General features: G+C 50.5%; 9 protein-coding genes. 2 read left to right on the forward strand and 7 right to left on the reverse strand.

What is annotated here, in order from left to right; genetic code table 11:
• Window positions 1-81: 81 nt before the first annotated feature.
• The 6 genes from MHI45_RS09595 to MHI45_RS09620 all read right to left on the reverse strand — a co-directional run bounded on the left by MHI45_RS09595 (window position 82) and on the right by MHI45_RS09620 (window position 10,686).
• A complete protein-coding gene (locus MHI45_RS09595) occupies window positions 82-1,440 on the reverse strand; it encodes an ABC transporter substrate-binding protein (RefSeq protein WP_076109911.1) in 1,359 nt (452 codons plus the stop codon).
• 115 nt (window positions 1,441-1,555) lie between these two features.
• Window positions 1,556-3,163, reverse strand: coding sequence for a response regulator transcription factor (locus tag MHI45_RS09600; RefSeq protein WP_341119031.1), 1,608 nt, complete (start codon window positions 3,161-3,163; stop codon window positions 1,556-1,558).
• Entirely contained in the window at window positions 3,141-4,895 is a 1,755-nt protein-coding gene (locus MHI45_RS09605) for a sensor histidine kinase (RefSeq protein WP_076109913.1), read from the reverse strand. Before MHI45_RS09605 ends, MHI45_RS09600 begins: the two co-directional genes overlap by 23 nt.
• Window positions 4,896-4,972: 77 nt before the next feature.
• Window positions 4,973-5,821, reverse strand: coding sequence for a carbohydrate ABC transporter permease (locus MHI45_RS09610; protein ID WP_341119032.1), 849 nt, complete (start codon window positions 5,819-5,821; stop codon window positions 4,973-4,975).
• The gene (locus MHI45_RS09615; protein WP_341119033.1) at window positions 5,821-6,780 is read right to left on the reverse strand and encodes a carbohydrate ABC transporter permease; all 960 of its coding nucleotides are present in this window, start codon (window positions 6,778-6,780) and stop codon (window positions 5,821-5,823) included. The genes MHI45_RS09610 and MHI45_RS09615 overlap by 1 nt, the downstream gene beginning before the upstream one ends.
• A gap of 255 nt (window positions 6,781-7,035) precedes the next feature.
• Window positions 7,036-10,686: a glycosyl hydrolase 115 family protein gene (locus MHI45_RS09620; protein WP_341119034.1), complete on the reverse strand. Its 3,651-nt coding sequence runs from the start codon at window positions 10,684-10,686 to the stop codon at window positions 7,036-7,038.
• Window positions 10,687-11,060: 374 nt separating this feature from the next.
• Here MHI45_RS09620 and MHI45_RS09625 point away from each other — a divergent pair, with 374 nt between their 5' ends.
• Together MHI45_RS09625 and MHI45_RS09630 are read left to right on the forward strand one after the other, a co-directional pair.
• On the forward strand, window positions 11,061-11,678 hold the full coding sequence (locus MHI45_RS09625; protein WP_076109917.1) for a TetR/AcrR family transcriptional regulator: 618 nt from the start codon (window positions 11,061-11,063) through the stop codon (window positions 11,676-11,678).
• 28 nt (window positions 11,679-11,706) lie between these two features.
• Window positions 11,707-14,163 carry an MMPL family transporter gene (locus tag MHI45_RS09630; protein WP_076109918.1) on the forward strand — a complete coding sequence of 819 codons (2,457 nt, stop codon included), beginning with the start codon at window positions 11,707-11,709 and terminating at the stop codon, window positions 14,161-14,163.
• 130 nt (window positions 14,164-14,293) lie between these two features.
• Here the strand turns inward: MHI45_RS09630 and MHI45_RS09635 are convergent, their stop codons facing one another.
• Entirely contained in the window at window positions 14,294-16,411 is a 2,118-nt protein-coding gene (locus MHI45_RS09635) for a serine hydrolase (protein ID WP_076109919.1), read from the reverse strand.
• Window positions 16,412-16,460 lie beyond the last annotated feature (49 nt).

Here is a 16,460-nt window from a genome sequence, read left to right on the forward strand (position 1 = left end):
CGACACTCCATTCTATTTCGTTGTTATCCGAATTTCAATAGAACCGGTCTGCTTTCGCTGACCGGTTCTTCCCTTGTATAATTATTTGCTGGCTTCGGCCGCATATTGCTCCGCAACTTTCATTAATTCCTCGTAAGCTTCCTCAGGTGTGGACTGTTTGAACTGCAGCTTCTCCACTACCGTTTTATAGTCCGTTTTGAAATTGCCCCAGCCTTTAGGATCATTAATGAACAACTGGGCATCCGGAGTCACTTTTTCCAGGAAATCAAGTGAGACTTTATCCGCTTCGCTGAAGGTTGGGGTCAAAGCTTCGATAACCTTCTTGTTTACCGGTGTGCCGCGCGTCAGGCCAAGCGTCTTGCCGGCTTCCTGATCGTTCAGCATCCAGTCGACGAACTTGATTGCCTCCGCCTGCTTCGCAGATTGGGCATTTACGCTCCAGAACATGCTGGGCTTCAGCCAGCCTCCCGCTTCCGTACCGTATGGCATGGAGGCATAGGCGTAGGTGTCTGGCTTCAGCGAATCCATGGAGCCAACCAGATTGGAGAACGAATGGCGCACAATCGCATTGCCGTTGATCACACTGTCAAGCTGTGGGTCCAGCTCTTTATCCGTTGTTGTGATATCAGCAGGAGTCAGAATGCCTTTATCCCGCAGTTCACCCATTTTGCTCATGTATCCGATCCAGGTATCCTTGTCGATGGTAAGATTTCCGCTGTCATCGTAAATGTAACCTTTCCCCATGCTGTACTGATAAGCAGTATAGTCTACCAGGTCGCCGCTCTGGTCAACATACACATATTTGTCGTCCCCAAATTTGGCTTTAGCTGCTTCACCAAAGGCGAAGAAATCATCCCAGGTCCAGCTAAAGGATGGAGCTTCAAGTCCCAGCTTCTCCACTACAGTTTTGTCATACACCATACCGAGGGCCGCAACTCCTGAAGGGATGGCATACAGTACGTCTTTAACCTTTCCGCTGTTCACCGTATTCGGTTCAATATCGGCAACGTTGACATCCTTCAGATCAGCCAGCAGGTTTCTGCCCGCGTAGTCATTGATGTAACCGGCATCCATCTGGATAATATCCGGTGCGCTTTTGGCCGAGTACTGAACCGCAAGCTTGTCAAAGTATCCGTCCCACCCGGAGAACTGAGTCTGGAAGGTGACGTTAGGATGGAGCGCTTTATATTGATCCAATGCTTTAAGTGTCGCATCATGTCTGATCTGCGAGCCCCACCATGCAATGGTAAGCGTTACCTTTTCACCGGAGTCGCCTCCCGATTTCCCCGTATTTGTCGATGGTTCCGCTGTTTCAGTTCCTCCGTTGGCCCCGGCTTCTTTGTTGCCGCTGTTTCCGTTGTTGCTGTTCCCGCAAGCTGATACTAGCATCATCATAAATAAAGCGATTACAAGAAAACTTTTCTTTACCGTATTGCTCATTTTGTTATTCCCCCTTCTGTCAGCTCCGCCAACATTTATAGCTAGATCGTAACATCCGCCCTCTGGATCGTATAGAAGAGTAATGAACACAAATCTTTCAGTATTCACTACTATCCTATCGCTTGATCAGTTCGCTGGGGCTGACACCGCAGAACTTCTTGAACAGCGTGCTGAAATAAGGGACATTCTGATAGCCGACCATTTCCGACACCTCATATATCAGGTGATCTCCGTCCAGAAGCAGCGTTTTGGCTTTCTCAATCCGTACCCGGATTACATAATTGGTCAAGGTTTCACCGGTTACTTTTTTGAACAGCTGGTTCAAATAATTCTTGGAAATATACAGCTGGGAGGCCATTTGCTCCAGGGTAATGTCTTCGGCGTAATGTTCATGAATATATTCAATCATGAACTGCACCGCTTTCCTGTGCTTCTCATGAATCGCCGGAGCCTGCCCTTTGCGCAGGACACGGATCTGTGTTTCGAGCCATTCCTCGATCCGCGCCCGTTCCGTCATTTCGCTAAGCTCACGCAGTGCAAGAGCTTCCTCCTCGCTTTTTCCTGTAGGCAGCCCTGCAATCAGCATGGCATTATGCAGCAAGGCCCATAGCTCAGCTGCAAGCACACGGTACACCAGCGGATTCCGCTCCTCCTCCGGCTGCCGGTGATCCAGGAACAAACGGATTAATGACATTACTTCGCTATCTTGTCCCTCCTGCAGGGCACGGATAATCGCCTGATAATAATCATTTAATGAGAACTTATCCGCTGCTTTGCTTTCAGCTGCAAGTGTCCCTTGTCCGCCTGGCGTTTCGCTGTCCATGATAATGGCCTGACTGTCAAACAGCTTCTGCATCGCTTCGTCGGCGGAAGCTTTGCTCTCCATGAAGCTGTGCCCAACCTTCCCGAGGGCATACCGGATCTCCAGCCCCAGAAAAGTATGCATACTGCTGATCATCAGGCTGCCCAGCTGGTCCGCCGCTTCTTGGATCTCCGTTGTCGGACTGCCTGCGCCGGAAGGCAGGAGCAGCGCTGCATGATTGCCGAACAGCCAGACAAAGATGGCATCCGGCCATTTCTCGCCTGAAACCTCAGTAATGATATTGGAGACGGCAAATTTGAATAAATTCCAGTCCGCCAGCGAGATGCTGCGGATACGCTCATTCCATAGAACCTCTATCACCATCATGGTGTGTTCCTTATCCCAGATGTCCGCAGATGGATAGGAACTCAGCACATTTTCGCTGTTCCAGCCATTCAATACCGCCGACAGGCATTCTTCCTTACGCGGTGCTGCCCCCAGCTTCCCCGTCTGAGTTCTGGTATGCTCCATTCGCTGCAGATAGGTCTCTTCCAGCTTCTCTATCGTCTCGGCCAATACGCTGCGGATCTGTTCCAGTGTAACCGGCTTGGTCAGATAATCATCTACTCCCAGGCGCAGCGCTGTCCGGGCATATTCAAAATCGTTGTATCCGCTCAAAATCACGAACCGTCCGGTGAAATCCCTCTGCTTCAACTGTTCAATCATCTCAATACCGTTCATCACCGGCATATAAATATCCGTCAGAACAATATCGGGATTCACCTCTTCAATCAGCTTCAACCCGGCTTCCCCGTCTATCGCTTCCCCGGCAAATTCCGCTTCAAGCTCATCCCAGGGAATGGCCTTGCGCAATCCGCGTACAACCTGAAAATCATCATCAATGATGACTACCTTCCACATCCTGTCTTCCTCCTTTGAGAGATGATGAATATAATAACGGCAAGGTAATGACAGCCTGTGTTCCACCCTCCGGAGAATTGCTTAAATGGAAACCGTAGGCGTCCCCGAACATCGCTTCAATCCGCTCACGCACATTTTGCAGCCCGTAACCGCCCTTGGCGCTGCGTTTCTCCATCCAGTTGTCCTGAAGCTGGCGGCCATCATCCATAATAATAATCTGCAGGCACCCTTCCTCTACCTTACCAGTAATCGTTAAGGAAGCTTGTTGTTTGCCATGGAACCCGTGAATGAAAGCATTCTCTACAAACGGCTGGAGAATAATCTTGGGCACGAACAAGGATTTAGCCTCATCAGCAATACTGAAACTGTATTCAAGCCGCTCTTCCCAGCGTACTTTTTGAAATTGCAGATAGCTACCAATATGGGCCAGTTCTTCGCTAAAGGGCACCAGACTGTCACTGTTAGTCAGCGCCAGACGGAAAAATTGACCAAGATTCGACAGCATGCTGCTGATTTGCGGCTGATTAGCTTCAATAGCAAGCCAGTTCACCTGATCCAGCGAATTGTAGAGAAAATGCGGATTAATCATCATCTGCAGTGCCTTGATCTCTGCCGCCCGCTGATGCTCATGCTGCTCTTCCAGGCTCTGGTATAGCTCTTCAACCCGGTAAGTCAGCTTCTCGTAGCCCTGGAACAGCCGCCCGAATTCATTCCGGTAATCCTCCGGCAGCGGTATTCTCTTGTTCAGTGAGAAATTGCTCATCGCTTTGAGCAGGAGGCCAATAGGCTTCACGAACTGGCGCGACAGGAAGACAGCCAGCAGCAGAATCATAATAATCGCGGCAATGCCCAGCGCAAGGATGATCTGTGTCTGCTTCAGGCTTCCGGCTGTGATCTGGCTCCAGGAGGTCATCTCCACAAGCGACCACTGGGAGTCCAACGAAGAGGACCAGACAAGAAATTCATCATCGGTCCGCTTCGCTCCGGCCGTCTGCGATTCCAGCTGGCGCTTGATTTCCTCCATATGATCCAGGAAGAAGAATTCGTTGCCGGTATGTGTGATCAGCTTGCCGGTCGCATCCAGCAGGGCCAGACTGGAACGGCTGTCCTCGGTGGCAATCAGGGACTGAAACACCGGAACACGAACATTAAAGACTATGACGGCAAATGCACGGTTAAAGCGGTTGTAGACTCTGCGGGCAAAGCTGATGACCGAATCATCTCCGGTATTGGTCTTGATGATCCGTTCACTCAGCCAGGCATAGTCCGAATTGCGCAGATCCTCATACCAGGCCTCTTTTTCCATCTGCTCCATGGTAAGAAATTGGACGTATTCCTCCTGTACACTGTAGGACGGCGTCAGATCGGAATAGACGTGGATCGAATGCAGCATGGGCATGCTGAACACATAATTATTCAGCTGCGAGCGGATGCCTGCCTGTCCGCGCATCCGGTCATATTGGCTGCCGCCCAGCAACGCTTCATACTGGTCGTTGAAATTCTGTGCGGCTGTGTTGGAGCTCTGCTCGATGTCCTCCAGGTTGGTATTGAGCTTCTTGTGCAGTTCAATGAGCAGCTTCTGCTGATAGTAGGACGTGTTGTCCGCAATTTCTTTAGAACCGCTCATATAGCTGAAGATAACGATTAAACCCACAAACACCACCACAATCAGCGCGAAGCTAAAAAAGAAAACAACATCGATCCGCAGCGTCTTAAAAGGGTTGCCACGCATTTGCATACCTCCCGGATCTATAAAAGAGAAAGAGCTGCGATTGCTCGCAGCTAAAATCCTCCGAATATCTAAACCATCTATCCCTTCAGCGCACCTGCAGATATTCCTTCTACGAAGTGCTTCTGTGCAAGGAAGAATATCAATACTGACGGAACAATGGACAACAGTGACATCGCCAGCATTTGCCCCCATGGGACTGAGCTTTGTGAATCGATGAAGAGCTTCAGCGCCAGGTTAATGGTATATTTTTCAATAGTATTAATATAAAGCATTTGTCCGAAGAAATCATCCCAGTTCCACAGGAAGCAATAGATAGCAACAGTAACTAGAGCAGGCTTCACCAGCGGAATCATAATCCTCCAATAGATACTGAACCAGGAGCATCCGTCAATCTTGGCTGCTTCGTCCAGCTCCTTCGGAACGGACCGCATAAATTGCACAAGAAGGTAGATAAAGAATGGACCACCTATCCCGCCCGCGAACAAATGGGGAATGTAGAACGGCAGATAGGTATTGATCCAGCCCCATTCGCTGAACATCACATACTGGGGAACAATCGTTACCTGTGTAGGCAGCATCAGAGTAACCAGCATGATGGCGAACCATAGCTTCCGCAGCGGGAAGTCTAGCCTGGAGAAGGCAAAGGCTACAAGACTGCAGGATACAATACTCGTAAAGAGTACCCCGAGGACCAGCTCAAACGTGTTGACATAGAAATGGGCAAATGAAAAGTTCGGTACCGATACCCAGCCTTCGGAGAAATTGTTCCAATGTGGAACCTTAGGAAACAGATTCGCTGAGCTCATTTCCTCGTTCGTTTTAAGTGAAGCTCCCAGCCACCAGAAGATGGGGTACATCATGATTAAACTGACAGCGAGAAGTGCTGCATGTGTAAGGGTCCGTTTCCCTTTGCTGATCGATTCCATTATTTTTTGCCTCCTTGCGATTCATAGAACACCCAGTATTTCGAAGTTCCGAACAGCACTGCCGCGAACAAGCCGATCAGCAGCAGCAGGATCCAGGCCAGAGCCGACGCATAGCCCATATGGAATTTCGTGAATGCTTCCTCGTACAGATACATGACATAGACAAAGGTCGATTTAACCGGACCGCCGCCTGTGATAACAAATGCCTGGGTAAACATCTGGAAGGTATTGATCATGGTCTGAATAGCGTTGAACATAATAATCAGCGAGAGCATCGGCAGCGTGATTGAGAAGAACTGCCGAAATTTGCTGGCGCCATCCACGGAGGAGGCTTCATACAGATCACCGGGAACCTGCTTCAGACCTGCCAGGAAGATAATCATGGAGGAACCGAACTGCCAGACCATCAGCACAATCAGAGTGCCTAGCGCATAGTCCGGATCGGCAATCCACGCGGGTCCTTTAATACCGAAGATGCTGAGGAAGTCATTGATGAAGCCGTTGCGGCTAAAAATGTTTTTCCAGAGAATAGATACCGCAATGCTGGTTCCGATCAGGGAAGGAAAATACACCATGGTCCGGTAGAAGGAGATCCCTTTGATTTTCCGGTTAAGCAGCATAGCGATCAACAGGGCAAACATCAGCCGCAGCGGCACCGTCAGCAACACAAAGGTAATCGTAATCCGGAGCGAAGCAGGAAATACATCATCCTTGGTGAAAATATTCTTGTAATTCTCCAGCCCTACCCAGTTTGGAGCATCGAGCAGTGAATAATCCGTAAACGAATAATACAAGGACATCAGCATCGGTCCAAGAGTAAGCAGAAAGAAACCAATTAGCCAGGGAGATAGAAACAAATAGCCTGCAATGGGAGACTCCCAGCGCCCCCTTAGTTTTCTCATCTTTGGTACCGTTTTCATAGGAACGGCAGGCACTTGCTTTACAGCTGCTTTGTTCATGTTTTTACTCCTATCTTTCATGTGGTGTCGGAACTTTTCTTCATTATAAGTCGGCTCACCCTTTGCATGAAGGAGAGGAATGAATCCATTTCTTTCACTATTCATCAATTCTGAAGAACAATAAATGCAGCACAAAAAAGCCTTTTTTCCACAGCACAGGTTCTGGACGGACAAGTTGCCACCGTCCTTTACCCGTTGCTTCCAAAAGGCTTCTCGAATACATACAAGCTAGAATACTCTATCTGAATAAGTGGTTCAGCTTCTTATAGAATCCTTCCACTCGGCGTCAAGAGGCGGCAGTTCATCGCCTCTGGTCAGATAAATACGGTCCACACGAAGCTGCGACTTTCTTGCAAGGATAGACAACACATGCTCACCTGTTGTTAATTCCAGATCAGAGATCAGGCACCAGTAATAGACTTGCGAGGTGCTGTAGGTGTGCAGCTCCCCCTTTCCGAACTGCTCCGATAACGGCCTTGCCCCACCATCAACTACCAGGTAACAGGAATCCGACTTATCATTGTAATGCCGGATCAGCATCCACACATGATAGATGCCCCCTGTGTTGAGTTTTATTCGATAATGCATTCCTGGAGCACTCTCCGGTTGTTCCCACAGGATTCCAGGCTGGTCAACATGCATAGCCAATCCGGTTCTTCCGTTGGTTTCCGCCTCCAAATGGCTCCATGACACATGGCTTCCGTCTATACTGGGTGTAAGATATGCATTGTCCGATTGTTCAAGTGCATATTCAGCCTCAATCGCCACGATGCCATCCGCTTCATGGAATACACCAGAACCAAACTCCCGGATGAAATCCTTTTCTCCCTGGCTATTGCATAGATTGGCATACCGTTTGTCCCCCAGCGCAATCTGCGGACGATCATAGCATTTCTGAAAGATCATATCAATTGTGTCGAAAAAACTTCGTGTCGCATATAAAACATTCAGCGGCGGAACTTCATCTGCTGTTGTCAGATAAAACCCGGTACACAGCGCTTCGAGTTCATTCCAGTCCACGCTTGGGCTCTCGAGTCCGTACTCTGCAACCGGTGTATAATTATGCCAGCTGGTTACCGGGCCTAAATTTGCCCCCTTACGCTCACTGGTATACAGAATGAGCTTGGTAATAGTCACATAACGATCCACCATATATAGCTTCAAGCGGTGAGCGCCAGCTGGTAAAAAGGGCAGTTCCACCAATACCTTCTCCCCGTTATTAACAACAGAATCCTGCCACTTGCCCATCCACTCGTCACGGGTGTCCGTTTCGACCATCATTGGCTCGCAGTCATCCATGCCTATACCAAAACGAATCCGGCCCGTGGAATCCAAAGTAAGAACACGTTGTATCTCCAGCAGATGAGCTCCACCTTGAGTTAAATAAATATCATATTCCAACTTAGGATTGTCCTTAAGGTTCCCGGCCATAGACCCTAATTCCGAATGCCACGCCATCACGGCAGCACCCTCATATCTTCCAATGCCCGGCACCGTCAGCCAGCCGTATCTTTGGGCTTCAACTTGTTGATTATCTTGAACACTGTTCCCGGCATAGCCTGCCGCCGGTATGGATACATATCCGTCTGACTCCACATATCCGTTAAAACCCTCCGGAATCAGCGCAGCTTCTTCGACCTGAACCTTTATCGGCACAACAACGCCATCCTTAAGATTATGAACTGCGATCAGCCCTTGCTTTCCCGCATGTTCTTCAGGATCCAGCACCGTTACGAGAATTCTGCTTTCCGTTAGTATCGTCCCTTCTGTTTCGGAAAGAACAATCCAGTCCGCTCCCGCCTGCACCTCAATGGTGAAGGGAATACTTCCCGCTCCCTGGTTCCCGATTTCAAACCACTTCTGTCTCTGACCATACACCGAAAAGTTCAGTATCTCTGCTTCATTCCAGAGGTTTATCTGAATACCGCTTCCAGCAATGCTTAAGGCAGGTTTTCTCGCAGGATACATAGCGGTAGGCGGTGGCGGAAAGCTTTCCGGTGTTAGAATCCGGTCCCATTTGCCGCCACTCATCTTTTTATTATAGAAATGGAGCATGCTCCGTTTGTTATCCAGCATCCGTTTGGACAGCTCCACATACAGGTCCGCCGCCTGCATATTCCCGCGCTTATACGAAAGCGTACTCCTGTCGGCGTAATAGTATTCATGATTGGTATAGTAGGAAGCATGAATTTTCATCAGAAACAGCTGGAAAAATGCAGCACGCTCCCCTTCAGGAAGACTCCTCAGAATTGCATTTCCGCGCTGGAAAATATCCTCCAGACGCATCAGCCTTCGTCCGGCTTCATCTCCATAAATGGTTTGTGAAAACACATTCGAATCCATATGCTCAATTTTACGCACGTTGGTTGCCTGGGCAAAGGCTTCGTATAATTGTGCGGCTTCCGGTCCGTGATTGCCCGAAAAATTAGAATTGATCCAATGCTCGGTAAATTGCAGCGTATCCTTGGTTATTCCCGCTTCTTTGCCTGCCTCCCAGCCATACCTCAGGAAAAATTCCATATCCTGCTCGATAGGCTTCAGACCGCCCACATTCAATACCCATATTTGCCGTATGCCCGACTCATAGGACTTTTTCAATTCGTTACCGGTATGGGCCAGCGGGATTGAATTGATGAACAGATAACTCATTGCCGTGCCGGGAGGCGCCCAGTAAGAAGCGTGGTAGTAAAGTCCGTTCCCGCCGCTGCGTTTACGTTCGGCCTCATTCGGATAACGGCGCATATGGCCAAAGTTGTCATTCGCCCAAATCAGGGTCATGTCGTCAGGCAAGTCAAGGCCCCGGTCATACAGCGACAGTACCTCCTTATAAGGCACAAAGGTCTTCAAAGCCTCTTGGCCTTTTTTCTCTCCCAGAACATTCCTGATCAGCTCTCTTTGATCCTGGATAACCTTACTCAGAAGATTGACCCTGGCATCGATCTTTTCTTCCTCGTTCAGTGAAGTATCTTCATCAATGGCCAAGGTATGAAATCCGGAATCATGGATTCCCCGCATCCCCATCGTATAGGAGACTTCGTAATTTTGATTAAGTTCAACACTTTCCTGCCAGTACTCCTGTAAAATCTGCCGGTTCCGGCCTTCGATGGAATAATCATATACGGCGTCAGTATATCCTTTGCTCTCGATCCACGGCTCCCACTCGTTCTGATTGCTGCGGAGCAGCATATCGCAGTGTGAGGTCCCTACCACAACCCCCATTTCTTCTGCCAATCTTCCATTTTGCGGATTCTCATTAAAATAATTGACATGCATAGCCGGCCAGATATAATTCGCCTTCAATCGCAGCAGCAGCTCGAATAAATTCCGGTACGCCTCAGGACCAATCGTGCCATCGGGTGTATGCAGCTTTGCCCAATCATCAAATTCCTCTTCATCATTCACGAAGATCCCCCTGTACTTAACCGAGGGCCAATCCGCTTTTGAAAAGCTCATAGGAATCTGGAAGATGTTCCGGATTTTGACAGGCACATCCGCCCAGTAATACCAAGGCGACACGCCTAGTTCCTCGCATAAGTCGTAGATTCCAAAGATGGTACCGCGTCTGTCTGTTCCAACAATGTAGAATACACCGTCTCTTACTTCTTGAAGATAAGCTTCCCAATGGAAGGAGCCATCCTCCGACTGTAATTTTTCTACCGGTACGTTCTTTTCCTTGATGATTCCGCTAAACGTTTCATTATTGTCTATCGTACCGATGATGACGCTGCATTTATCCATTTCTTTGGAACGTACGGCTTTGCAGCCACACACCGAATGGATATCCCGCAAGAGATTATCAACTGCAATTTGTACCGCACTGTTTTCGTTTTCAGACACATAAATATGTACAGTAGTATTACTTTTGAACAGCTCTAACTTATCCTCTGCTTCACTGCCACGTATCATGAATATAACCTCCATGCATAGTATTTTTTGAGGGGAGCATTTCACCCGTTCCATTCTCCGAAATATGCCCTGAATGAACTCAGCATATAGTTTGATTATAGTTTTAGGCATGTGAGGTTAGTAGCAGGCGATTGAACAATAATTTTCACTATTGAACAAAAAAAGATCCGTCATGGATGAATCCAGGAATATATTCGGTTGATTAGGCTCAATATTGCTTGCGTGTTCTTCGTGTTGAATCGCCGGAAGATGCTGCGCTAGAGATCCGCAAAAAAATTGCCCATTGTGCAATTTTGCTCTTTGGGCAATAATATAGAAATAGCAAATAGAGAGCAGAGCATCCTCTGTACTCAAGAAAGGAGGTCGCTTGGAACTTGAACCCCAAGCCGACACTGCGCGATAAAAAGAAGGAAGCCACAGCTTATGCCTTATCCCAATCCGCCTTCGAGCTTGCGCTTGAGCTGGGTATGGACGGCTTCATTGTCGATGATGTTGTCCAGAAGGCCGGTTACTCCCGGCGGACCTTTGCCAATTATTTCTCGTGCAAAGAGGAGGCGGTAGCAGAGTATTTTATGGGCAACATTTCAAAAGAGGACAAGAATATACTGCTAACAGGCTTGTCTCCGGATGCAACACCGCTGGATGCCTTGTACAACTTGCTCAAGCTGCAGTTTACTTCCGAGTTTCTGTATCAATTACGCCAGTTCGTATCACTTGCGAATCAGTATCCGTCGCTGGAGCCTTATATCCTCAGCGTATTCCGCCGTTTGCAGATCGCTGCACAGCAGACGCTCGAGCAGTTCTCTCATGGACGTTACGCCGACGGATATACCCATCTTCTTGCCGGTGCTGTCTACGGAGCGTTCGTGCCGATTCTGGACGGACGGCTAAACGTAATGCTGCCGGGAGAAGCACAGGATGAACACTCCGGTGCTATGTCGTTTGATCAATATTTGAATTCCATGTTTGCTTATTTACGCAACGGCTTCTAAACCAGAGATAAAAAGGAGAAACCACTACATGTCAACATTTCTGTACCGATTGGGAAAATCGGCTTATTCCAAACCATGGTATTTCCTTACAGCCTGGATTCTTATTCTCGGTGTTGTAGGCGCCCTGCTAGGCGTCAATGGCATCCAGTCCAGCTCCGAAATGAAAATTGAGGGCACGGAATCGCAAAAAGTGCTGGATATGCTGGCTGAAGAGCTTCCTGCTGCTGCCGGCGGCCAAGCGAGTGTTGCCTTCACCGCACCTGACGGAGAACGGCTGGACACGCCGGAACGGACACCGCTGATTCTGAAGGCTATCAATGATGTCTACAGCATGGATTATATCATCAACCCGGCCGACCTGGCCGCCCAAGCCGCCGCTGCTGCGGGACAAGCTACAGGAGCAGACCCTTCGGCCGCAGCGGGTCAGACTGATGCTGCGGGACAAGCTGTTGCCAGTGGTCAATCTGCCACTGCAGACCCGTCAGCCGCTACGGGTCAGACTGATGCTGCGGGACAAGCCGCTGCCGGTGGTCAATCTGCCACTGCAGATCCTTCGGCCTCAGCGGGTCAAGCGGCGGCTGCAGCTCAGGCAGCTCCTTACGGACCGCTGTTGGCTGACGGTGTTCCGGTTCCCGGCGTCATGCTATCCGCCGATGGCAGCATCGCCTTGTTCCAGTTTCAATTCACTGTTCAGCAGACGTCGCTGCCATCTTCCGTACCGGATAACATCATCAACACCGTGACCGAAGTCGAGCAGGCAGGCTCTGGCATCACAGCCATTCCGAGCGATTCACTGAAGAGTATTCCGTCCATCGGATCGACGGAAGCGGTAGGCGTTGTCGTTGCAGCGATTGTGCTGTTTATTACGCTTGGCTCGGTCGTTGCGGCAGGGTTGCCGCTGATCACCGCACTCCTTGGCGTCGGGATCAGCGTCGGCGGAGCGTTTGCCCTCTCAAGTATCATCCAGATGAACGACATCACGCCGATTCTCGCCGTTATGATCGGTCTGGCTGTCGGCATCGACTACTCGCTGTTCATCGTCAACCGGCAGCGACGGTTGATTCTCGATGAGAAATTAAGCGCCGGCGAAGCAGCAAGCCGGGCATTAGGTACCGCCGGCAGCGCCGTATTTTTCGCCGGTCTGACCGTTATCATCGCCCTGTGCGGCATGCTGGTCATCGGCATTGGCTTCCTGTCGACCATGGCTCTGGTGGCCGCTGTCAGCGTTCTGATCAACGTCCTGCTGGCGCTGACCCTGCTGCCTGCGCTGCTGGGTCTGGTCGGTGAACGGATCTGCACCGCCAAGGCCCGTTCCAAGAACGTTGCTTCCCTTAACAAAGCCCGCCACGGGTTCTCACACCGCTGGGCGAACGCTACCGTGAAATACCGCTGGATCATCATTATTCTGGTGGTTCTGGGTCTTGGAACAGCGGCGATCCCGGTAACAAAAATGGAGCTGGGCATTCCGTCTGGTGCCTCGGCGAACCTGGACACCCCGGCACGCCAGAGCTATGACATTATCTCCAAGGGCTTCGGCGAAGGCTTCAACGGACCGCTGCTGCTGGTGGCCCAGCCGAATAACCCGTCCGGCAAGATTTCTATGCAGACACTGGGCAAGCTGGTTCAGGAGCTGCAAATGTATGATAACGTCACGCTGGTGTCCCCAATGGGTGTCAATTCGACCGGAGATATCGCCATTATCAGTCTAATTCCAAAAACCGGCCCGACAGATACAGCGACAAGAGATCTGGTGCAGGATCTGCGCGATCCCGCTTCCGGCCTCGCATCCGGGAATGATGTTAAGCTTGGCGTGACCGGCTTCACCGCCATTAATATTGATATGTCCTCCAAGCTTTCCGATGCTTTCCCAATATATATTGGCATCATCGTAATTCTGTCGCTGATCATCCTGCTGCTCGTTTTCAGGTCAGTCATTGTTCCGATCAAAGCGACAGTTGGCTTTATTCTCAGCGTCCTCGCCACCTTCGGCCTTACCACAGCCGTGTACCAGTGGGGATGGCTGCACTCCCTGTTCGGTTTTGACACGGGAGGTCCGCTGCTCAGCTTCATGCCGATTCTGGTCACCGGCATCCTGTACGGGCTGGCGATGGACTATCAGGTGTTCCTGGTCAGCTCCATGCGCGAGGCATACGTCCACGGACGCCGTGGCAACGACAGCGTCGTTCACGGCTATGATCTCGCCAGCCGCGTCGTGCTTGCAGCGGGCATAATCATGGTTTCCGTCTTCGCCGGCTTTATCTTCGCACCTGACGCGATGATTAAGCAGATCGGCTTCGCGCTGGCCTTCGGTATCCTGATTGATGCCTTCATCATCCGTATGACGCTCGTTCCGGCCGTAATGGCAGTCTTTGGAGACAAAGCCTGGTGGCTTCCGAAATGGCTGGACCGTCTGCTTCCGAACCTCGATGTCGAGGGCGATAAGCTGATCGCCAAGCTCCATGCCGAGGGCGGAGAGAAGAAATAAAAAAAGACGGCAGTTAGACCGTCCTCCCAAATCCTTAAAGAACAGAGCCTGCGGACAATGTCTGCAGGCTCTGCTTTTTGTATTACAGCCCAATAGATTCATCGGGCGCAATCTCCCGTTGTCCGCCCTTTCAGTTGCCCGCCTCCCCGGACTTCTCCGTCAGTCCGGCAACGATCTGATTGATCGGATTCGTGAACAGAGCATACAGAATTGCAGCATTCTCCTTTTTGCTCAGCGCATCTCTGGACTTGAAATCAACAGCCCCCTTGGTATCAGCCTTGATGTCAGGTCCGTACAGTCCCAAAGCCACGGCCATCCTCACCGCCGGAACCGCCCATTTATCTGTTTTGCCGGCCAGCTTCACATCTTTGAACAGCTCATCCGGGTACTGTGCGCTGAGCAGTTTCCACACCATTACCGCCGCCTCCTGGCGGGAAATGACCCGGTCAGGCTGGAACTCTCCCCCTGGCGTTCCTTGAACCATTCCGAGTTCAACGGCCATCTGTACATAAGCGGCATCAGGATGACCCTGCAGATCAGGGAATGCCAGCTTCGCTGTCTTGCTCTCTTTTATATTGCTGCTCTCCAGCATCAGCCGCACATACTCGGCACGCGTAGTTCCCGCCTCAGGCTGAAAGCTGAGCGCCGCATCATTCGGCAGATATCCCAGCGACTGCAGCATCATAACCGGGGTCGCATACGGATGGCTCGGGGTGACATCGGCATAACCGACACCATCCGGCCCTTTTTGCTCATAGCTGTAAGGATTGAGGTACGGTTCTTTCAGATAGGCGCCTTGCCCGCCCGAAGTCATTTCAAAGCCAGTAAATTTCTTGGTAAGCTCATCAATGAACAAATTATCGTCCACCTGACGCAGCTGGCGGGTGCCCAGCAATGCATCGCTAATGCTAAGCGCACCATCTTTTACAGCAACCGTGGAGACCAAGCTCTTGAGACGGAGATCCGCATAGTAACCGGTGAACGCATCCAGGGCTTCGGCGCTCAGCGGCTGGAAGGTTCCCAGCTTCGCTGGTGCGGCATATTGCGGGAAAAACGCCTGGATAAACGCCGGGTAAAACAGCTCCCGCAGCACGCTTTGCTGATTATAGGCAATGAAAACCCCGGTATTCTGCTCCGGAATCAGGAACATATAAGAGCTGAAGCCGATTAAATCGCCTGCCTTGGTGATAATCTTGGAGCTGCTGCCGGCACCGGGAAGCTGCATGGGCGCTTCAAAGCCGTAGGTGGTATTCGGCAACAACGGGTGGATGGAGGAGCGATATTCCTTCATGGAATCTACTGTACTTTCAGCCAGAATACGGTTATTTCCCGCCACGCCCCCATTCAGAAAAGCAGTCATGAACTTGCCGATATCATCGGCGGTGGACAGCATGCCTCCATGCGGCATGACGGTTGGAGTTACTGTATACAAGTCAAGCGCCTTGCCTGCGGCATCATAGGCCGTAGCGAGATCTTCCTTCAGCTTGCCTTCCAGCAGGAAGCCGCTTTTATCCATATTCAGCGGTGCAAATACATGCTTCTCCATATAATCCTCATAGGATTCGTGACTGGCCTTCTCCACTACCAGACCGAGCAACAGCGAAGCGAAGTTGTCATACATGTAAGAAGTGCCCGGCTCTCGGACAACCGGCGGCATGTGCTGCAGCACATAATCCTCAATAGATACCTTTGTCCCGAAATCATCATTGATATCTTCCGGCTGGGGGTCCTGAATCCGGAACCCAGTGGTATGGGTCAGCAAATCCTCCACCGTTACCGGAACCCCGAAGGGATTCTCGAATTCAATCGGTCCTGTATAGGTCTGAAAATCCGCTTTCAGATCAATTTTCCCTTGCTCTACCAGCTGCATAGCGGCAGCGGCGGTGAAGGTTTTGGATACCGAGGCCATGCGGAAGACCGTTTCATCAGGGTCTACCTCCGTTTTACCGGCCTTGTCCGCATAGCCGAAGCCTTCTTCAATCACCGTCTTGCCATCCTTGACCACAATGACAACCGCACCTGCAAGCTGCGCTTTCACCTCTTTCATACTGAAGAATTGCTTGAGGAACGCCGCGGCATTCTCTGTCGTCAGCGGCTTAGCTTGCCCTTTAGCAGATGCCGGAGGAGGAGACGCAGGGGAAACGGCAGACGCATGCACCATCGGGGCCATCAGAGTCAGAATCAGGGTAGCGGCAAGCACTGTCCTCGTCCAAAAAGCGGGACCGCTACGCAACATTGACAAATTCATTCACTTCACTCCATTTCCAATAAAATAATAGGTATAGCGGTTATTACGG

Origin of the sequence: Paenibacillus sp. FSL H3-0321 (genome assembly GCF_038002865.1) — a bacterium.
GTDB lineage: Bacteria > Bacillota > Bacilli > Paenibacillales > Paenibacillaceae > Paenibacillus_AQ.